Source organism: Brucella pseudintermedia (assembly GCF_008932435.1).
Lineage (GTDB): Bacteria > Pseudomonadota > Alphaproteobacteria > Rhizobiales > Rhizobiaceae > Brucella > Brucella pseudintermedia.
This window is the reverse complement of record NZ_WBWE01000013.1, coordinates 63,172-82,111: the sequence shown is the minus strand read 5'-3', so window position 1 is coordinate 82,111 and position 18,940 is coordinate 63,172. Positions and strand designations below refer to the sequence as shown.

The following is an 18,940-nucleotide window of genomic DNA, read 5'->3' as shown; positions in this document are numbered from 1 at the left end:
AAGTGTGAAGCGGTTTTCGGGATCAGATGTGCTTAAGGCAAAAAGGCAGAGCCGGAACGTTCCGGCGGAAGTCGGGACAGGAAAAATGAGCGAAAACAGCGTTATGGCGAGCGAAACCCCCAACGCACTCCAAGGCGGAACACACGAAATGACAGCCGGACAGGTCTCCACTCCATCCATCGTTCCCGACATGGATGCCGCCCCCGACATTCACAAAGCTTTGAATGGCGAGCTGATGGAAAGTGCCGACCGCTTCGTCAATCGTGAGTTTTCCTGGCTGCAATTCAATCGGCGCGTTCTCGATGAAGCCGCGAACATGCGCCAGCCCTTGCTCGAACGCCTGCGCTTCCTGTCCATTTCCGCCGCTAATCTCGATGAATTCTTCATGGTCCGCATCGCCGGTCTTGCCGCGCAGGTGCGCGCTGGCGTGGCGATGCGCAGCGCCGATGGACGCACGCCGCAGGAACAGCTCGATTTCGTTCTGGACGAAGTAGGGCGCCTGCAGGAAGAGCAACAGCAGCGCCTGCGCGCGCTGCGCGAGGAGCTGGAACAGGAAAGCATCGAGATCGTCCGCCCGTCCGCGCTTTCAAAGCCGGAGAAGGAATGGCTCGAAAACCACTTCCTTGAGACGATTTTTCCCGTCCTGACGCCGCTTTCCATCGATCCGGCGCATCCGTTCCCGTTCATTCCAAACCTTGGTTTTTCCATCGCATTGCAGCTTGCGCGGCGCGCCGATAACCATCCGATGACGGCGCTGCTGCGTATCCCCGTCGCTTTGAAGCGCTTTATCCAGCTGCCGACGGATCAGGCCAATGTCTATCGTTTCATCACCATTGAGGATGCAGTGAGCCTGTTCATCGGGCGGCTTTTTCCCGGTTATGAAGTGCGCGGCGCCGGTACGTTCCGCATCATCCGCGACAGCGATATTGAAGTCGAGGAAGAGGCGGAAGATCTGGTTCGCCTCTTCGAGACAGCGCTGAAACGCCGCCGCCGCGGGCAGGTGATCCGTATCGAGTTTGACGGCGAGATGCCCGAAGCGCTGCGCATCTTCGTGGCGACGGAACTGGGCGTTTCGGAAAACCGCATCAGCGTTCATGAGGGCCTGCTGGCGCTGAACATGATTTCGGAGATCGTTTCGATCCCGCGCGAGGACCTCAAATTCGTCTCCTACAATCCGCGTTTCCCCGAGCGCATCCGCGAACATGGCGGCGATTGCTTCGCAGCGATTCGCGAAAAGGACATCGTGGTTCATCACCCTTATGAATCCTTCGACGTGGTGGTGCAGTTCCTGCGGCAGGCCGCAGCCGACCCGGACGTGCTGGCCATCAAGCAGACGCTTTACCGCACCTCCAACGACAGCCCGATCGTGCGCGCGCTGGTGGATGCGGCGGAAGCGGGAAAGTCGGTGACGGCGCTGGTCGAGCTGAAAGCCCGTTTCGATGAGGAAGCCAACATTCGCTGGGCGCGCGATCTGGAACGTGCGGGCGTTCAGGTGGTATTCGGCTTTATCGAGTTGAAAACACACGCCAAAATGTCGCTTGTGGTGCGCCGTGAAGACCAGAAGCTGCGTTCCTATGTGCATCTTGGCACTGGCAATTATCATCCGATCACGGCACGCATCTATACCGACCTGTCATTCTTCACGTCCGATGCCGATATTGCGCGCGATGTGGCCCATATCTTCAATTTCATCACCGGCTATGCGCAGCCTGCCGAGGAGATGAAGATCGCGATTTCACCTTTCACCCTGCGTGCTCGCATCCTGAAACACATCGAGGACGAGGTCGCCCATGCGAAGGCAGGGCGTCCGGCGGCCATCTGGATGAAGATGAATGCGCTGGTCGATCCACAGATTATTGACGCGCTCTATATGGCGAGCCAGGCGGGTGTGCAGATCGACCTCGTCGTGCGCGGCATCTGCTGCCTGCGTCCGGGTGTTCCGGGGCTCTCGGACAATATTCGCGCCAAATCGATTGTAGGGCGTTTTCTGGAGCATAGCCGCATTTTCTGCTTCGGAAACGGCAACGACCTGCCTTCCGACAAGGCCATCGTCTATATCGGTTCCGCCGACATGATGCCGCGCAATCTGGATCGCCGCGTGGAGACCCTCGTTCCGATCACAAATGCCACAGTGCACCAGCAAATCCTGTCGCAAATCATGTTTGCCAACATAATTGATAACCAACAGAGCTATCAGCTACTTGCGGACGGCACCTCTCGCCGGATAGAAAAAGAGGCAGGAGAGGAAGCTTTCAACGCGCAGGAATATTTCATGACCAATCCTAGCCTGTCGGGTCGCGGAAAGTCGCTGAAGTCTTCGGCCCCCCGCCTTATCGCGCATCGCAAGCGTGCGCAGGCGGAAAGAAAAACGACTGCATGAGTCCAGCTGTAGCACAAGGCCGCCTCAAGGGGCTGAAACCCGTTGCGGTCATCGACATTGGCTCGAACTCGATCCGTGTCGTCATTTATGAAGGCATCGTCCGTTCGCCGACGGTGCTTTTCAACGAAAAGATTCTCTGCGGCCTCGGAAAAGGCCTCGCGAAGACCGGCAAGCTCAACGAGAAATCCGTTGAGGCGGCACTTCGCGCGCTGAAACGTTTTCGCGCTCTGGCCGAGCAGGCAGGCGCTGTTTCCATTCACGCGCTTGCAACCGCGGCAGCGCGTGAAGCGAAGAACGGCCCCGACTTTATCGCTCAGGCGGAAGCCATTCTTGGCCGGCACATCGAGGTGCTGTCCGGCAAGGAAGAAGCCTACTATTCAGCGCTCGGCATCATCTCCGGCTTCTACAAGCCGAAGGGCGTGACGGGCGATCTCGGCGGCGGCAGTCTTGAATTGGTCGCCGTGGACGATCACGAGGTGGGCGAGGGGATCACCTTGCCGCTCGGCGGCTTGCGCTTGCAGGATATGTCCAACGAGAAACTGCCCGAGGCGACGAAGATCGCGCGTGCGGAACTGGCGAAGGCGACGCTTCTGAAAGCGCATCAGGGGCAGGTTTTCTATGCGGTTGGCGGCACGTGGCGTAACCTCGCCAAGCTGCATATGACGGCGAAGAATTATCCGCTGCATGTGATGCACGGCTACGAGATGAACCCCGTGGAAGCGCAAAGCTTCCTGAAGCGCGTTGCCAAGGGCAATCTCGACACGATGCGCGGCATCGAGGCAGTTTCAAAAAACCGCCGCCAGCTCTTGTCTTACGGCGCGACGGTTCTGCTTGAGACGATCCGCCTCATGAAGCCTTCCAAGATCGTTTTTTCGGCGCTCGGCGTGCGCGAAGGCTATCTGTTTTCGCTTTTGCCCAAGAACGAACAGCTTCTTGATCCGCTCTTGGCTTCGGCGGAAGAGTTTTCCATTTTGCGCTCGCGTTCTCCGCGTCATGCCCGTGAACTGGCGACATGGACAACATTGTCCCTGCCGGTACTCGGTTTTGACGAAACCGACGATGAAGCGCGCTACAGGCAGGCTGCCTGCCTCGTGGCCGATATAAGCTGGCGCGCGCATCCTGACTATCGCGGCTCGCAGGCGCTCAACATTATCGCCCACGGCTCGTTCGGCGGTATCGACCATGCGGGACGTTCCTTCATGGCGCTTGCCAATTATTATCGTCACGAAGGGCTGATCGAGGACGAAATCGCGCCGGAGATCGTGCAACTCGCCACGCCGCGCTTGCGCGAACGGGCAAAGCTGCTTGGGGCCTTGCTGCGCGTTGTCTATCTTCTGTCCGCTTCGATGCCGGGCGTCATCCCGCGTCTGGTCTGGCGCGAGGAAGAAAACGGCATTGCGCTGGTGGTTCCCGGCGATCTTGCCGATCTGATTTCGGACCGTCCCGAGGGACGGTTGCAGCAATTGGCCAAACTGACGGGCAAAAACATCTATTTCGCGGTCGGCGACGGCGCGATTGAGGGAACGAGGGAATAAGGCAGTAAGGGAATAAGGCAGTATGTTCATGCTCGCGTTAAACATACTGCCTTACTGCCCTATTGCCCTACTGCCCTAACTCAACCGCCCTTATCCGCCGGTTCTCGAACTTGATGCCGATCTTGCCGTCGATGAGGTCGAGGGCCTTCTGGCCGAAAACCTCGCGGCGCCAGCCGTGCAGGGCAGGCACGTTTGCCTTGTCGCCTTCCGCGGCAATCTTGTCGATGTCGTCGGAACTCGCCACGATCTTTGCCGCGACCCCGTGTTCCTCTGTCACAAGCTTGAGCAGGACCTTGAGGATGTCGGCTGCCGCCGCGCTGCCTTCCGGCGAATGGGATTGCTTTGGCAGTTTGGGCAGGTCTTCCTTGGGAATTTCAAGCGCCGACTGGATCGCAGCGACCAGACCGGCGGCTTGCGCGGAACGCTCCCAGCCCTTCGGGATTGAACGAAGACGTCCAAGCGCTTCCGCGTCGCGCGGCTGCTGCTGGGCGATTTCGGCTATCGTGTCGTCCTTGATGATGCGTCCGCGCGGCACATTGCGTTCGCGGGCTTCGCGTTCGCGCCAGGCGGCGACGGCCTGCACGATTGCCTGCTCGATTGGCTTGCGAATACGCGCCTTGACCCGCCGCCATGCATCGTCCGGATGAAGATCGTAGGTCTCGCGAGAAGTGAGCACCGCCATTTCCTCGTTCACCCACTCGCTACGGCCTTCTTTCTCCAGTTCCTGCTTCAGATAGAGATAAATGTCGCGCAGATAGGTCACGTCCGCCAGCGCATAGTCGAGCTGCTTTTCGGAAAGGGGGCGGCGTCGCCAGTCGGTGAACCGCGACGACTTGTCGATATGCTTGCCGGTGACTTTTTGCACAAGCTGATCGTAGGAAATAGCATCGCCAAAACCGCAGACCATCGCTGCCACCTGACTGTCGAAGACAGGCGAAGGGATCAGGTCGCCGAGGTGGAAGACGATTTCGATGTCCTGCCGCGCGGCGTGGAAAACCTTGACCACCTTTTCGTCCGCCATCAGGCGGAAGAAGGGGGCGAGGTCCAGTCCCGGCGCAAGCGCGTCGACAAGCGCCGTATGGTCGGGCGAAGCCATCTGGATAAGGCACAATTCCGGCCAGAACGTCGTTTCGCGGATGAATTCCGTGTCGACCGTGACGAAATCGGACTTGGAAAGGGCGGATACGGCCTCTTCGAGGGCCTCTGTCGTCGTAATAAGATGCATGGTTACCTTTTAGAGAAAGCGCGGCCGCTTGTCGCGAAGAATGCGCAAAATGGGCTGCATAACAAGTGCAAATAGTGTTTTTTGTCGATACTTTGCGTCAAGGCGCCCGAACCTCGACGCTTGCAGAGAGTGCAGACTTGACAAAACCCGGTCAAAATGCGCTTTTCCGCCAGAAATTATGGCGCTTCCTATCATAAGTAAGCACTTACTTATCTTATTCCAAAAGGCAGAAATCATGCATCGTTACCGCAGCCATACCTGCGCAGCCCTTCGCAAAACGGACGTTGGTTCCAACGTTCGCCTTTCCGGCTGGGTTCACCGCGTCCGTGACCATGGCGGCATTCTCTTCATCGATCTTCGTGATCATTACGGCATTACCCAGATCGTGGCCGATCCCGATTCGCCCGCTTTCAAGGTTGCCGAAACCGTTCGCGGCGAGTGGGTAATCCGTGTCGATGGTGAAGTGAAGGCCCGCGCAGACGATGCGGTTAACGCCAACCTGCCGACCGGTGAAGTCGAAATCTTTGCAACCGAAATCGAAGTGCTGGCGGCCGCCAAGGAATTGCCGCTGCCGGTTTTCGGCGAACCGGACTACCCGGAAGATATTCGTCTGAAGTACCGCTTCCTCGACCTGCGCCGCGAAACGCTTCACAAGAACATCATGAGCCGCACCAAGATCATTGCCGCGATGCGTCGCCGCATGACCGAGATCGGCTTCAACGAGTTCACCACGCCGATCCTGACGGCCTCCTCGCCGGAAGGCGCGCGCGACTTCCTCGTGCCGAGCCGTATTCATCCGGGCAAGTTCTACGCGCTGCCGCAAGCACCCCAGCAGTACAAGCAGCTTCTGATGGTTGCCGGTTTCGACCGCTATTTCCAGATCGCGCCGTGCTTCCGCGACGAAGACCCGCGTGCCGACCGCCTGCCGGGTGAATTCTACCAGCTCGACCTCGAAATGAGCTTCGTGACCCAGGAAGAAGTCTGGGAAACGATGGAACCCGTCATGCGCGGCATTTTCGAAGAGTTCGCCGAAGGCAAGCCGGTCACGCAAAAATTCCGCCGCATCGCCTATGACGATGCGATCCGCACCTATGGTTCGGACAAGCCGGACCTGCGCAACCCGATTGAAATGCAGGCCGTGACCGAACATTTTGCAGGTTCGGGCTTCAAGGTCTTTGCAAACATGATCGCCAACGACCCGAAGGTCGAAGTCTGGGCAATCCCGGCCAAGACGGGCGGAAGCCGCGCATTCTGCGACCGCATGAACTCATGGGCGCAGGGCGAGGGTCAGCCGGGCCTTGGCTATATCTTCTGGCGCAAGGAAGGCGACAAGCTCGAAGGCGCCGGTCCGATTGCCAAGAACATCGGTGAAGAACGAACCGAAGCGCTGCGCAACCAGCTCGGTCTTGGCGATGGCGACGCCTGCTTCTTCGTGGCTGGTCTGCCATCGAAGTTCTACAAGTTCGCGGGCGATGCCCGCACGCGCGCCGGTGAAGAACTGAACCTCGTCGATCGCGACCGTTTCGAACTGGCATGGATCATCGACTTCCCGTTCTATGAATGGGACGAGGACAACAAGAAGCTCGACTTCGCGCACAACCCGTTCTCCATGCCGCAAGGCGGTTTGGACGCGCTGGAAAACCAGGACCCGCTGACGATCAAGGCCTACCAGTACGATCTCGTCTGCAACGGCTTTGAAATCGCTTCCGGCTCAATCCGTAACCAGCTGCCGGATGTTATGGTCAAGGCGTTCGAGAAAGTTGGTCTCAGCCAGCAGGACGTGGAAGAACGCTTCGGCGGTCTCTATCGCGCATTCCAGTATGGCGCGCCTCCACATGGTGGCATGGCTGCCGGTATCGACCGCGTGATTATGCTTCTGGTCGGCGCGAAGAACCTGCGCGAAATCTCGCTGTTCCCGATGAACCAGCAGGCGCTCGATCTTCTGATGAATGCCCCTTCGGATGTGACGCCCGCGCAATTGCGCGACCTGCATATCCGTCTGGCTCCGGTGCAAAAGAGCTGAAGCCCACATGAAAAAACCCGGCGTCGAGCCGGGTTTTTTTATTGCCTTTGAAAAAGTCCGGTGAGGAAACTCACCGGGCTTGTCTTTTAATTGTTGGCGTCGACGCTGACTTTCAGAAGCTGGATGATCTTCGTCGGGTCCAGCGATGCCGTGGCAACGATGGAAGCGAAGGTCACCGGCTGGTCGGGCGTCGCGCTGATGGTCAGCGATTTCGGATCGTCAAAGAACTTGTCGGATGCGGCCTTGAGCTGCTGGGCAAATTCCGGGTTCTTCAACTGTGTCGCCATCAGCGGAACCATCATCTTCATCTGCTGGCCAAGCTGCTTGCCATCCGCGCCCTGTTGTTTTCCGTAATAATCGAGAACCTTCTGGGTCAGGCTATCGTTGTCGAAACGGATCGACAGGTTCTTGAGGTTCAGCTGTTCCGCCAGACCGAGAATGGCGAGACCGGCGGCGTCCTTGTCCGCATCGGCCTTGCTCATGTTCTCCTGCGTCTTCTGAACGGCTTCGAGGAATGCCAGATCGTACCCGCCAAGGCTGCCGGTAATGTTGATCTTGCCGAGTTCCTTCGCCTGAATTTCCAGCTGGTCCAGCGAGGTGTCGCCGGAAGCAGGCGACCAGCTGCCCTTGGAGGTCAGCGAGCCGTTGAATGTGTTCATGTCGAGCGGCGCAAGCGGGTTCTTGCCGTCCTTTTCAAAGGTCGCATCGATGTGGGCGATGTTCCAGACATAGCCGATCTTCTCGGCCTTATTAGTGGTATCGAGCGACAGGTCGAAGCCCGTTACCGTGGCACCGTCTTTGCCGGGCGTGCCGAACAGGATCTCATCGATCTTCAGCTTGTCGTACATGACCATGCTGTCGAGCGGGCCCTTGGCCTTTTCCGACGGAATATGCACGTTCTGCATGGCAAGGCCCTTTAGCTCCGCCTTGTCGTTCTTGTCAGCCTCACCGGCGAGCGCCAGGTCGGGCAGGGTGACCTCATCGATGCTGTAGCCGCCGTCCGGTGCATCCTGAACGTTCCGGAGCGTCACGTCACCAATGGCGGTTTCATTTTCGCCCACCGTCGGCAGCTTGATCTTGGTGCCCTGAAGCACGATGTCGGAGCCACTCGCCTGAACATTGGCGAAGCTTAGCTCGCCGCCCTGTTTCGCGTAGAGCGCCTTGATGCGCTCGGCCACCGCATTGGCGTCGGCAGCCATGGCAGCACTGCCGAATACCAGCGAAAGCGCTGTACCGGCCGCCAAAACACGTGCCGCTGGCTTGATATTGACGAAAACCTGCATTCGAAGCTCCTGCCTAATCTTTAATGTAGCGCGGCATTCATAGGCGGAAATCACGCGCAACAACAACATGATTTCCTCAGCCTGCGATTGCAGCAGGGGAAATCAAACCCGAATAGCTCTATAGGACGCAAATGGCGGCAGGATTGCGACTATTGCACATGAATGTACTGGATTGGTTCTCCTGAACTCTTGCTGGCGAATCGCGCAATTGGTACTGAGAGACATGGGAAAAAGTCTGATTCCGCCGGACGACGGCGAAGAACACATCGAGCGGGTCGATCTCAAATCGGCTCTCGAGGAACGTTACCTCGCTTATGCGCTCTCGACGATCATGCATCGTGCGCTGCCGGACGTGCGCGACGGCCTGAAGCCGGTGCATCGCCGCATCATGCACGCCATGCGCCTGCTGCGCCTCAATCCCGATCAGGCCTATGCGAAATGCGCGCGTATCGTCGGCGATGTGATGGGTAAGTTCCATCCGCATGGCGATGCGTCAATCTATGACGCGCTGGTGCGTCTGGCGCAGGATTTCGCAGTGCGCTATCCGCTCGTGGACGGACAAGGCAATTTTGGCAATATCGACGGCGATAACGCTGCCGCCATGCGCTACACCGAAGCGCGCATGACGGAAGTCGCGACGCTGCTGCTCGAAGGCATCAACGAAAACGCCATCGATTTTCGTCCAACCTATAATGAGGAGGACGAGGAGCCCATCGTCCTTCCGGGCGCTTTTCCGAACCTGCTGGCCAATGGTTCGGCTGGCATCGCGGTCGGCATGGCGACCAACATCCCGCCGCATAATGTGGCGGAGCTTTGCTCGTCGGCGCTCTATCTGATCAATCATCCCGATGCGCCGGTGGAGGAGCTCGTTACCTCGCCGGAACAATGGGAAGAGCTGAAGCGTGAAGCCGAAACCGATCCGGCTGCTCTTTTGAAATGCAAGGTGCGCGGGCCGGATTTCCCAACCGGCGGCATCCTTGTCGAAGAGCATGGCAATATTGTCGATGCTTATCGCACGGGTCGCGGTGCGTTTCGCGTTCGCGCGAAATGGGAAAAGGAAGAAGGCAATCGCGGTACATGGGTGATTGTCGTCACGGAAATTCCCTATCAGGTGCAGAAGTCGCGCCTGATCGAAAAGATCGCCGAGCTGCTGCTGGCGAAGAAGCTGCCGCTGCTCGACGATATCCGCGACGAGTCGGCGGAAGATATTCGCATCGTTCTGGAGCCGAAAAATCGGACGGTCGATCCTGAACTGCTGATGGAATCGCTGTTCAAGCTGACCGAGCTTGAAAGCCGCGTTTCGCTCAACATGAACGTGCTCTCGCACGGCAAGGTGCCGAATGTCCTGTCGCTGGGAAGCGTTCTGCGTGAATGGCTCGACCACCGCAAGGAAGTGCTCGTCCGCCGCTCGCAATATCGTCTGGCGGAAATCGAAAGACGGCTGGAGATTCTTGGCGGCTTTCTGATCGCTTATCTCAATCTGGATGAGGTGATCCGCATCATCCGCGAGGAGGATGAGCCGAAACAGGAACTGATGCGGGCCTTCGAGCTGACAGACGTTCAGGCCGAGTCGATCCTCAACATGCGCCTGCGTTCTCTGCGCAAGCTTGAAGAGTTCGAGATCCGCAAGGAGTTCGACGATCTCACCGCCGAGAAGACGGATCTCGAAGGTTTGCTCGCTTCCGGCACGCGTCAGTGGAAGAAGATCAGCGCGGAAATCAAGGCGGTACGGGAAAAGTTCGGTCCGAAGACCGAGCTTGGTGCCCGCCGCACGGCCTTCGCCGAAGCGCCGACCCATGATCTGGAAGATATTCATCAGGCAATGATCGAGCGTGAGCCGGTTACGATCGTTGTATCAGAGAAGGGCTGGCTGCGTGCCATGAAGGGGCATCTGGCCGATTTCTCGACGCTCGCTTTCAAGGAAGGCGACAAGCTCAAGCTCGCTTTCCATGCGGAAACTACCGACAAGCTTCTGTTTTTTACAACGGGCGGCAAGTTCTTCACCATCGGCGCGAACACGCTTCCGGGCGGTCGCGGCCATGGCGAGCCGATCCGCATCCTTGTGGACATGGAGAACGATCAGGATATTTTGACAGCCTTCGTCCACGATCCGGCAGCCAAGCTGTTGCTCGTCAGCCATGAGGGCAACGGCTTCATCGTTCCCGAAAGCGAGGCCGTCGCCAATACCCGCAAGGGCAAACAGGTGATGAACGTGAAGGCGCCGGATGAGGCGAAGCTTTGCCAGCGCGTTTCCGGCGATCATATCGCAGTCGTCGGCGAAAACCGCAAGATGGTGGTCTTCCCGCTTTCCGACATTCCCGAAATGACCCGCGGCAAGGGCGTGCGCCTGCAAAAGTACAAGGATGGCGGCGTGTCCGACGTCCGCACCTTTGCCATTGCCGAAGGGCTATCCTGGCAGGATTCGGCGGACCGCACCTTCAACCGCAGCAAGGAAGAGCTTGTCGAATGGATCGGCGCGCGTGCTTCTGCGGGCCGTCTGGTGCCGAAGGGTTTTCCGCGTTCGGGCAAGTTTTAAATTCGTTCGGAACCGCTAGAAGTTGCGGTCGATTTGCGGGTAGTTGCTGAATAACATGGGATGCGGTCGTACAGGCCGCGCTCCACGGAGGTTCCATGCACGTTCGCTCGGCACTATCTGACGATGCCGTCAAAATTTGTGACATTTTGAGGCGCTCCATTACGGACCTTTGCACGGCCGATCACGAGGGGCGCGACGATATTCTGCTGCCGTGGCTCGCCAACAAGACACCCGAAAATGTAAGCAAGTGGATAGGAGCGCCGTTTCAAACCTTGCTCGTCGCGGAAATCGGCAGCGTCATGGCGGGTGTCGGACTGGCGACGGACGAGGGAGAAATCCTGCTGAATTATGTCGCGCCGGAGTTTCGCTTCCACGGTGTCAGCAAGGCGCTCATGTCAGAACTCGAGAGCTACCTTTTACGCCGCGAGGTGACGGTTGCCCACCTTGTCAGCACGGAAACGGCGCGTCGATTTTATCGAGAGAGAGGCTATGGGGCGGCAGGCGAACCGCAGATATGGCGGGGCGGGAAACTGTCATATCCCATGAAAAAGCAGCTAACGCCTTAACCCTCAAACCGCTGCCAGCCTCGTGGGCCCAGATGCTCCTGCGGGGTGAAGCGGATCTTGTATTGCATCTTGCGCGATCCTTCGACCCAATAGCCGAGATAGACATGCGGTAGACCGGCGGCATGTGCCCGCTGGATGTGGTCGAGGATCATATAGGTGCCGAGCGAGCGCTCGTGCATATGCGGCGAGAAGAACGAATAGACCATCGACAGGCCATCGGCCATCACGTCGGTCAGCGCCACGGCAACAAGCTCGCCATCGCCTTTCGGATCGATGAAGCTGTCCGGCCCGCGCCGGCGGTATTCGATAATCTGCGTGTTGACGTGGGTATCCTCGACCATCATCGCATAATCGAGCACCGTCATGTCGGACATGCCGCCCGAGCGATGGCGCGCATCGAGATAGTCGCGGAAAAGCGCATATTGTTCGGTGCTGGGCTGGGCCTTGTGCACACGCCCGATCAGGTCGCGGTTCTGGCTCCACACGCGGCGCATATTGCGCGTCATCTTGAACTCGCCAGCGAGGATGCGAACGGAAACGCAGGCCCTGCACAATTCGCAGGCCGGACGGTAGGCTATGTTCTGGGAACGGCGGAAACCGCCCTGGGTCAGAAGATCGTTAATCTCATTCGCTTTGTCTCCGACCAGATGCGTAAAGACTTTCCGCTCCATCTGGCCTTCGAGATAAGGACAGGGTGATGGAGCTGTCAGAAAGAACTGCGGAGACTGCTGCGGTTGATGGGTCATTCAATATCCACGAAATGGCAATACCGAAACCATCACGATACGGCATAAGGATTGAACCGGCAGTGCAAAACGTCAATAGGTATTTTGCGCAGCCGGCTCTGAATTTTTTTGAAGCGTCGCCTCAACAGGGCAGCGAAGGGCTCAACGGTCCGAACGAATGACAGCCGTGCCGAGCAGAAGATCGTGCACGGTGCGCTTGCGGTCGAGAACCAGCGACGCAAGCAGGATCAGCGGCGTCAGTACCACATTAAGACCCCAGAAGAGGACCGTGTGGACGATTGCGAGCATCGGGTCGACCGTGCCGCCTTCGAGCCTGACGAGCTTGATGTTCATCATCTGCATGCCCTTCGTGGCCTGCTGCGGCCCGCCAAGCGTGCGCGCAACGTAGAACAGCGCCACCATGGGAAACATGATACCATAGAGCATCCAGCCAAGGCTGAGCGTAATGATGCCGAGGATTGCAATGACGATCGCTGCTGGGATGCAGAGCAGGAAAACAATCAGGTAATCGATCAGAAAAGCCATAATGCGGCGGGTTCGCACGCCTTCAAAAAATGCGCGGCTTTCATAACGCGGACCCATGACTTCGCCGTGCAGGATATGGTCGGACATTGTTCCTTCCAGTCGTTTCAAAAGAAGCGTCCGGGGGGATGTGACAACCGGCGCTGTCCCGCCACCTCGGCGGAACAGTCATCAACATGGGAACCAAAACCGGCGGTTTCAAGGAAATTTGATGATTTCCCGAAAGCAGGACTTGCCGGTCAGTCCTGTTGTTTAAGCTTTTCAGCCACTTCGATTGCAAAATAGGTGAGAATGCCGTCACAGCCCGCGCGCTTGAACGCCAGAAGGCTCTCCATCATCACCTTTTCTTCGTCGATCCAGCCGTTGATCCCGGCGGCCTTGATCATCGCATACTCGCCTGACACCTGGTAGGCGTAGGTGGGAAGGCGGAACTCGCTTTTCAGGCGATGGATGATGTCGAGATAGGGCAGGCCCGGCTTGACCATAAGCATGTCCGCGCCTTCGGCAATGTCCTGCTCGGCCTCGCGCACGGCTTCTTCCGGGTTGGCCGGATCGAGGTAATAGGTCTTCTTGTCGCCTTTCAGCAGGCCCTGCGTGCCGATGGCATCGCGATAGGGACCGTAAAATGCGGAAGCGAACTTGGTGGCATAGGACATGATCGGAATGTGGCAGAAGCCATGTTCGTCCAGCGCCTGACGCACGGCGCCGACGCGGCCATCCATCATGTCGGAAGGTGCGATGATATCGGCACCTGCTTCAGCTTGTGAAAGCGCGCCGCGCACGACCATGGCAACCGATTCGTCGTTGATGATTTCGCCGTTGCGCAGGATGCCGTCATGGCCATGCGTGGTGAACGGGTCGAGCGCCGCATCGGTGATGATGCCGATTTCCGGCACTTCCTTCTTGATTGCGCGCACGGCACGATTGATCAGGTTGTCAGGGCTGGCGACGAAAGAGCCGTCCTCGGTTTTGACCTCCAGCTTTTCGCGCGGGAAGGGGGCAATGGCGGGAATGCCGAGCTTGGCGGCTTTTTCCGCCATGCGCACGGCCATATCGACCGAATAGCGTTCCACGCCAGGCATTGCTTCCACAGGTTCGGACACGTCCGTGCCATAGGTCAGGAAAAAAGGCAGGATGAGATCATCGACCGTCAGCCGGGTTTCCTGCACGAGCCTGCGCGACCAGTCGGCCTTGCGCATGCGGCGCAGGCGTCTGCTGCCGGTAACGTCATCGACATGCTTGCTGATATTGACGGGCAGATATTTGGACTGGCGTTCGGTCATGAAATCGTTCCCGAGAATTGATGCCTTGTGATTTGCAAGGCTGATATCGGATGCGCACGGTTTATCATGGGAAAAGCGACGAAACCAAGAACATTGAGCTGTGCAGGATTGACGCGGGGCGTCTCACTTTCTACCCATTTACAGGAACGGGAGACACGACATGCAGATTGACTTCGGCGGTGGCAGCGAAATCGGCTTTGAACGCAAGGGAAAAGCAGGGCTAATAAAACTCACGCGGACCGCAGCCCTTAATGCGTTGACGCATAAAATGATTCTGGCGCTGGACCGTGCGTTGCAGGCGTGGGAAGATGATCCTGAAGTCGCTTGCGTGATTCTGGAAGGCGAGGGGCGCGCGTTCTGTGCGGGGGGCGATGTCGTTGCTGCCTACAAGGCAGGTCAGGCCGGAACGCCGGCCTATGAATTCTTCCGCGACGAATATCGTCTCAATGCGCGCATTGGCCGTTTTCCAAAACCTTATATTTCCCTGATCAACGGCATCGTCATGGGTGGCGGTGCTGGCATTTCCGTTCACGGTTCGCACCGCATCGTGACGGAAAACACCATGTTCGCCATGCCGGAAACCGGCATCGGCTTCTTCCCGGATGTGGGCGGCAGTGCCTTCCTGCCGCATCTGCACGACAATTTCGGCTATTATCTGGCGCTGACCGGCAACCGCATCCGCTGGGGCGATTGCCTGCAAAGCGGGATTGCGACCCATGCGGTCGCCGCAAGCGATCTGAATGATTTGCGCGAAGACATCATCGCCACCGCCGACATTGATGCGGCGCTGACGCGCAGCCAGTACCCTGATTTTGAAACCTCTGTCGAAGCGCGCCAGATCATCGCGGAGTGCTTTTCCGGCGCAACGCTTGCCGACTGCATGGCGGCGCTGGAAAGGGAAGCCGAAGCAGGCAACAAGGCCGCCATGGATATTGTGAAGGTGATCGCCACGCGCTCGCCGACCAGCGTCGCGGTGACTTTCCGCCAGATTGCCGATGGACGGGCGCTCGACCTCGACGATTGCATGCGCATGGAATACCGCATCGCCAACCGTATGCTGGAAGGGCACGATTTCTACGAGGGCGTTCGTGCATTGCTCATCGACAAGGACGGCGCGCCGACATGGAAACCTGCAACGTTGGATGAAGTGAAGCCCGAACAGGTCAATGCCTATTTTGCCAATCTGGGCGAGAGGGAACTGACCTTGTGATGAGGAACTGCTGATGCATATGAACGAGTTGCGCCAGCATATCCAGCCAAGCGGAACCGAATGGGCCTTTACATGGTTCGTTCGGACACTCGCGCTTGTGGCGCTGGCCAGCGGTGTGTTCTACTGGGTCCGGCTGATCGGCATTCACCCCGGACTTCTGTGGCGGTTCGATCTGATGCCATGGCCCTGGCAGACAGCCGTTGTGGCTCTGGCCGTCCTGATGCCCGTCGCGGCAACGGGACTGTGGATGCGTGCGCCCTGGGGTCCTGTGCTCTGGTTCGTGGCGGCGCTCGGCGAAATCGCCATTTATTCCGTCTTTTCGCGGCATTTCGAATACAAGCCGCTGACAGTCGGGTTCAATGCCGCCTGTATCGTTATTTTCATCGCATTTCGTATTCTGCTCTTCTTCGAGAAGAAACGGCAGGCCCGCGCGAGCCTGCCGACTTAGATTTTATAATGCCTGTGTTCCTTCATAACGGGCGAAGGGCTTCGTAGTCTGCCCTTTGAAAAGCAGCACATCATAGGTATCGGCTTTGCTGCCCGGCATTTCCATGCCCGGCGATCCCATGGGCATTCCCGGCGCGGTCAGCCCCGTTGCCTGCGGACGTTCGGCCAGCAGCCGCTTGACGGCGCCAGCCGGAACATGCCCTTCGATGACATATCCATCAACGACCGCCGTATGGCACGAGGCAAGATTGGCGGCGACGCCATGCTTTGCCTTCACGGTGTCCATCGCTTCCTCGACCTTGACCGTCACATCGAAGCCCGCGGCTTTCATATGCTCGGCCCAGCCGTCGCAGCAGCCGCAATAGGGGTCCTTATAAATGGTCATTTGCGGAGCGGCGGTAATCGGATCGGCGTGAGCCAAGCTTGTGAAGCCGGTAAGGCTTAACAGCCCGCCAACGACAAAATATCGTGCAAGACGAAGCGCCATGGTCCCTCCAATGGAATGTTGACCGTCTGAAACTAGCTCCTATCCACACGCTTCTCAAATGACGAAAGTTTAATGTGACACGGCTGTGCGAGCCCGGAAAACCGGCACTTCGGTGCGTGAACGGGGCTCCTCGGTGAGCTCTCTCAATCGGCGCGGAGTAAGCAAACATTAAGCCTGAATGGCCAATTTTGCCGGTAAGTTACTGTTAAGGCTGACTTTTAAGTCGAATTTTATGCATCTCCCCTAAATTCCTCTCAGAACGGTGAGAAATAATACACCGCATAAAACAGGACAGAGAGCTGCATCATGATTTCATGAAATGCGGCTCCGGCAGAGAGGCAAAAGAAATGATCAATGCACAGCGCAAGACGGACATGTCCGCTCCGCTCACGACACCGGAAACCGCACTTCGTTCGCTTTATCTGGAAGCCCTCCAACTGGTTGAGCGCCTGCACCGCCGCTTGCTCGACGTCGTCAAGGATGAGTTCGACCGCAACGGCCAGAGCGACATCAATGCGACGCAGGCGCTTCTGCTTTTCAACATCGGCAATTCGGAACTGACGGCAGGTGAACTGCGCTCGCGCGGTTATTATCTCGGCTCCAACGTTTCGTATAATCTGAAGAAGCTGGTCGAAATGGGCTTCATCCATCACCAGCGCTCGCGTGTCGACCGCCGCTCGGTGCGCGTCAGCCTGACGGACAAGGGCAATGCGATCGCCGATCAGGTTGCAGCGCTCTATGAACGCCATATTTCCTCGATTGAGCAGGTTGGCGGCATTCAGGTCGATGAATTCATGGCGATGAACAAGTCGCTGCAGCGTCTCGACCGCTTCTGGAACGACAGCATCGCCTACCGGCTCTGATCCCGGCTGCCCCTGCTGGCTGACGGACGGTTTTGTTGCAGAACTGTCACAACAGGCTGCCATTGAGAAGAAATAAGGCGCTGAGAGCTCCCAATCGTAAGACGCATGGCTTGAAATTCTGGCCATGCGACATGATTAAGCCACAAAAAACGACATAAGCGTTTTAAAAATGGCACGGGCAATATTGTGCCTCTTTCATTCAGGAATGGGCTCCAAAGTCGAATTTCGGATAAGCGAGCAGTTTCGCATCGCTTGCTGTCCGGATATCGCCTTGTCGACGCATTGCTGATATTCTCTGGGAAGATTCCGCGCGAGCGGTTAGCCTTTTGGGACTACGCAAGATGACCAAGACCGACAGATCAGCCGATGCTTTCAGGGTAGATCGCCGCAGTTTTCTGCGCGGCGCGGCAACCGCCGGCCTTTCCGTGGCTGCCTCCGCCATGGTTTCCTCGGCCTATGCCCAGCAGGTTCTGACCGATGTTATCTCAGCCCCGCGCCGCGGCAACTGGGACGACCAGTTCGATGCCCGCGCGACAGGTGGCCAGCGTGTGGCGACCAACCAGCCGGTACTGAGCCAGCAGACGGTGGCAAACCTCCAGAATGCAATTGCGCAATATACGGATATTGCCGGCCGCGGCGGCTGGCCGAATGTGCCGGGCAATGCGAAACTCCAGATCGGGGTGACCGATCCTGCTGTGCAATATTTGCGCAAGCGCCTGATGGTTTCCGGCGATCTGCCGCAGGAAGCCGGGCTTTCCAGCGCGTTCGACACTTATGTCGACGCTGCCGTGAAGCGCTTCCAGTCCCGTCACGGCCTGCCCGCCGATGGTGTCATGGGCCAGTTCACCTATGCGGCGATGAATGTGGACGCGAATACGCGCCTCGGACAGCTCCAGACCAATCTCCAGCGCCTTGCGCCGCTGGCAAACGAGGGCATGCAGGAACAGCGCTTCGTGATGGTCAACATTCCGGCAGCGCGCATCGAGGCCGTCGAGGGTGGCAGCGTCGTACAGCGTCATACGGCTGTGGTAGGCAAGATCGACCGGCAGACGCCGCTCCTCACGTCAAAGATTCACGAGGTCATCCTCAATCCTTACTGGACCGCGCCGAAATCGATCATCCAGAAGGATATCATTCCGCTCATGCGGAAGGATCCGCAATATCTGGCGAAGAACAAGATTCGCCTTTACGACCAGTCCGGTCAGGAGGTTGCGCCCGAGACCGTGGATTGGAATACGGATGATGCGGTGAAGCTGATGTTCCGTCAGGACCCCGGCAAGATCAATGCCATGTCCTCAACCAAGATCAACTTCCACAATCCGTATGCCGTCTATATGCACGACACGCCGCAGAAGAGCTATTTCAACAAGCTCATGCGCTTCGACTCGTCGGGCTGCGTCCGCGTTCAAAACGTCCGTGACCTTGATGTCTGGCTTCTGAAGAACACCGCGGGCTGGGACCGCCAGGCCATCGAAAGCACGATCAAGTCGGGTACCAATACACCGATCCAGCTCGCCGATCCGGTTCCGTTGCACTTTGTCTATATCAGTGCATGGTCCACCGGCGATGGTGTGGTGCAGTTCCGCGACGACATCTACAAGATGGACGGTGCAACGGCGCTCGCGCTCGGCACGGACACCTGATTCTGATCTCGGGTTTGAGTTTTAAAGCCGTCCGGACCCGTTCCGGGCGGCTTTTTCATCTCCGCTCAATTATCAAATCGGTTTGCCGCATTTTGGAATAAGCTTTTCGCTTTGCGGCCATTGGCCTTGTGCGCTCAAGTGTGATAATGCGCCTCATCCATATAGCTTTTACCGGCTAACCCGGAGGGTGT

The 18,940-nt window shown here is 57.9% G+C and carries 15 protein-coding genes; 9 read left to right on the top strand and 6 right to left on the bottom strand.

What is annotated here, in order from left to right; translation table 11 throughout:
* Positions 1-148: 148 nt before the first annotated feature.
* Positions 149-2,380: an RNA degradosome polyphosphate kinase gene (locus F9K78_RS17130; protein ID WP_235925465.1), complete on the top strand. Its 2,232-nt coding sequence runs from the start codon at positions 149-151 to the stop codon at positions 2,378-2,380.
* Positions 2,377-3,915 carry an exopolyphosphatase gene (gene ppx / locus F9K78_RS17125; RefSeq protein WP_121982708.1) on the top strand — a complete coding sequence of 513 codons (1,539 nt, stop codon included), beginning with the start codon at positions 2,377-2,379 and terminating at the stop codon, positions 3,913-3,915. The genes F9K78_RS17130 and ppx overlap by 4 nt, the downstream gene beginning before the upstream one ends.
* 67 nt (positions 3,916-3,982) lie before the next feature.
* On the opposite strand, the gene rnd is transcribed toward ppx, so the two are convergent.
* Positions 3,983-5,140, bottom strand: coding sequence for a ribonuclease D (rnd, locus tag F9K78_RS17120; RefSeq protein ID WP_151682473.1), 1,158 nt, complete (start codon positions 5,138-5,140; stop codon positions 3,983-3,985).
* A 235-nt stretch (positions 5,141-5,375) separates the two neighbouring features.
* Here rnd and aspS point away from each other — a divergent pair, with 235 nt between their 5' ends.
* On the top strand, positions 5,376-7,163 hold the full coding sequence (gene aspS, locus F9K78_RS17115) for an aspartate--tRNA ligase (RefSeq protein WP_121982706.1): 1,788 nt from the start codon (positions 5,376-5,378) through the stop codon (positions 7,161-7,163).
* 86 nt (positions 7,164-7,249) lie between these two features.
* Here aspS and F9K78_RS17110 read toward each other — a convergent pair whose 3' ends face one another.
* Positions 7,250-8,446: a hypothetical protein gene (locus F9K78_RS17110; protein ID WP_121986559.1), complete on the bottom strand. Its 1,197-nt coding sequence runs from the start codon at positions 8,444-8,446 to the stop codon at positions 7,250-7,252.
* A 223-nt stretch (positions 8,447-8,669) separates the two neighbouring features.
* On the opposite strand from F9K78_RS17110, the gene F9K78_RS17105 reads away from it, so the two are divergent.
* Both F9K78_RS17105 and F9K78_RS17100 read left to right on the top strand, forming a co-directional pair.
* A complete protein-coding gene (locus F9K78_RS17105) occupies positions 8,670-10,982 on the top strand; it encodes a DNA topoisomerase IV subunit A (RefSeq protein ID WP_121986560.1) in 2,313 nt (770 codons plus the stop codon).
* 95 nt (positions 10,983-11,077) lie between these two features.
* A complete protein-coding gene (locus F9K78_RS17100) occupies positions 11,078-11,548 on the top strand; it encodes a GNAT family N-acetyltransferase (protein WP_121986561.1) in 471 nt (156 codons plus the stop codon).
* Here F9K78_RS17100 and F9K78_RS17095 read toward each other — a convergent pair.
* From F9K78_RS17095 to hemB, 3 genes are all read right to left on the bottom strand, one after another.
* On the bottom strand, positions 11,545-12,294 hold the full coding sequence (locus tag F9K78_RS17095) for an arginyltransferase (RefSeq protein ID WP_121986562.1): 750 nt from the start codon (positions 12,292-12,294) through the stop codon (positions 11,545-11,547). The genes F9K78_RS17100 and F9K78_RS17095 overlap by 4 nt on opposite strands.
* A gap of 141 nt (positions 12,295-12,435) precedes the next feature.
* Positions 12,436-12,906: an RDD family protein gene (locus F9K78_RS17090; RefSeq protein WP_061347371.1), complete on the bottom strand. Its 471-nt coding sequence runs from the start codon at positions 12,904-12,906 to the stop codon at positions 12,436-12,438.
* A gap of 149 nt (positions 12,907-13,055) precedes the next feature.
* Positions 13,056-14,099 (bottom strand): porphobilinogen synthase, encoded by a 1,044-nt coding sequence (gene hemB, locus F9K78_RS17085; protein WP_121986563.1) that lies wholly within the window; start codon positions 14,097-14,099, stop codon positions 13,056-13,058.
* 160 nt (positions 14,100-14,259) lie between these two features.
* On the opposite strand from hemB, the gene F9K78_RS17080 reads away from it, so the two are divergent.
* Together F9K78_RS17080 and F9K78_RS17075 are read left to right on the top strand one after the other, a co-directional pair.
* Positions 14,260-15,309, top strand: a complete 1,050-nt coding sequence (locus F9K78_RS17080) for an enoyl-CoA hydratase/isomerase family protein (protein ID WP_121986564.1) — start codon at positions 14,260-14,262, stop codon at positions 15,307-15,309.
* Between the two features lie 13 nt (positions 15,310-15,322).
* Entirely contained in the window at positions 15,323-15,757 is a 435-nt protein-coding gene (locus F9K78_RS17075; protein ID WP_121986565.1) for a DUF6163 family protein, read from the top strand.
* Between the two features lie 3 nt (positions 15,758-15,760).
* Here F9K78_RS17075 and F9K78_RS17070 read toward each other — a convergent pair whose 3' ends face one another.
* On the bottom strand, positions 15,761-16,243 hold the full coding sequence (locus F9K78_RS17070; RefSeq protein ID WP_121986566.1) for a DUF411 domain-containing protein: 483 nt from the start codon (positions 16,241-16,243) through the stop codon (positions 15,761-15,763).
* A gap of 347 nt (positions 16,244-16,590) precedes the next feature.
* Between F9K78_RS17070 and ldtR the strand changes: the two genes are divergently transcribed.
* Positions 16,591-17,106: a transcriptional regulator LdtR gene (gene ldtR / locus F9K78_RS17065; protein WP_121982697.1), complete on the top strand. Its 516-nt coding sequence runs from the start codon at positions 16,591-16,593 to the stop codon at positions 17,104-17,106.
* Between the two features lie 341 nt (positions 17,107-17,447).
* Positions 17,448-18,749: a L,D-transpeptidase family protein gene (locus tag F9K78_RS17060; RefSeq protein ID WP_121982696.1), complete on the top strand. Its 1,302-nt coding sequence runs from the start codon at positions 17,448-17,450 to the stop codon at positions 18,747-18,749.
* Positions 18,750-18,940: the final 191 nt, after the last annotated feature.

What these genes read in the sequence shown, in the direction of transcription:
- F9K78_RS17095 (WP_121986562.1), bottom strand. Translation starts at nt 12,294, where the DNA reads ATGACCCATCAACCGCAGCAGTCTCCGCAGTTCTTTCTGACAGCTCCA.
- ldtR (WP_121982697.1), top strand. Translation starts at nt 16,591, where the DNA reads ATGATCAATGCACAGCGCAAGACGGACATGTCCGCTCCGCTCACGACA.
- F9K78_RS17105 (WP_121986560.1), top strand. Translation starts at nt 8,670, where the DNA reads ATGGGAAAAAGTCTGATTCCGCCGGACGACGGCGAAGAACACATCGAG.
- F9K78_RS17070 (WP_121986566.1), bottom strand. Translation starts at nt 16,243, where the DNA reads ATGGCGCTTCGTCTTGCACGATATTTTGTCGTTGGCGGGCTGTTAAGC.
- F9K78_RS17080 (WP_121986564.1), top strand. Translation starts at nt 14,260, where the DNA reads ATGCAGATTGACTTCGGCGGTGGCAGCGAAATCGGCTTTGAACGCAAG.
- F9K78_RS17060 (WP_121982696.1), top strand. Translation starts at nt 17,448, where the DNA reads ATGACCAAGACCGACAGATCAGCCGATGCTTTCAGGGTAGATCGCCGC.
- aspS (WP_121982706.1), top strand. Translation starts at nt 5,376, where the DNA reads ATGCATCGTTACCGCAGCCATACCTGCGCAGCCCTTCGCAAAACGGAC.
- F9K78_RS17130 (WP_235925465.1), top strand. Translation starts at nt 149, where the DNA reads ATGACAGCCGGACAGGTCTCCACTCCATCCATCGTTCCCGACATGGAT.
- F9K78_RS17075 (WP_121986565.1), top strand. Translation starts at nt 15,323, where the DNA reads ATGCATATGAACGAGTTGCGCCAGCATATCCAGCCAAGCGGAACCGAA.
- F9K78_RS17100 (WP_121986561.1), top strand. Translation starts at nt 11,078, where the DNA reads ATGCACGTTCGCTCGGCACTATCTGACGATGCCGTCAAAATTTGTGAC.
- rnd (WP_151682473.1), bottom strand. Translation starts at nt 5,140, where the DNA reads ATGCATCTTATTACGACGACAGAGGCCCTCGAAGAGGCCGTATCCGCC.
- hemB (WP_121986563.1), bottom strand. Translation starts at nt 14,099, where the DNA reads ATGACCGAACGCCAGTCCAAATATCTGCCCGTCAATATCAGCAAGCAT.
- F9K78_RS17110 (WP_121986559.1), bottom strand. Translation starts at nt 8,446, where the DNA reads ATGCAGGTTTTCGTCAATATCAAGCCAGCGGCACGTGTTTTGGCGGCC.
- F9K78_RS17090 (WP_061347371.1), bottom strand. Translation starts at nt 12,906, where the DNA reads ATGTCCGACCATATCCTGCACGGCGAAGTCATGGGTCCGCGTTATGAA.
- ppx (WP_121982708.1), top strand. Translation starts at nt 2,377, where the DNA reads ATGAGTCCAGCTGTAGCACAAGGCCGCCTCAAGGGGCTGAAACCCGTT.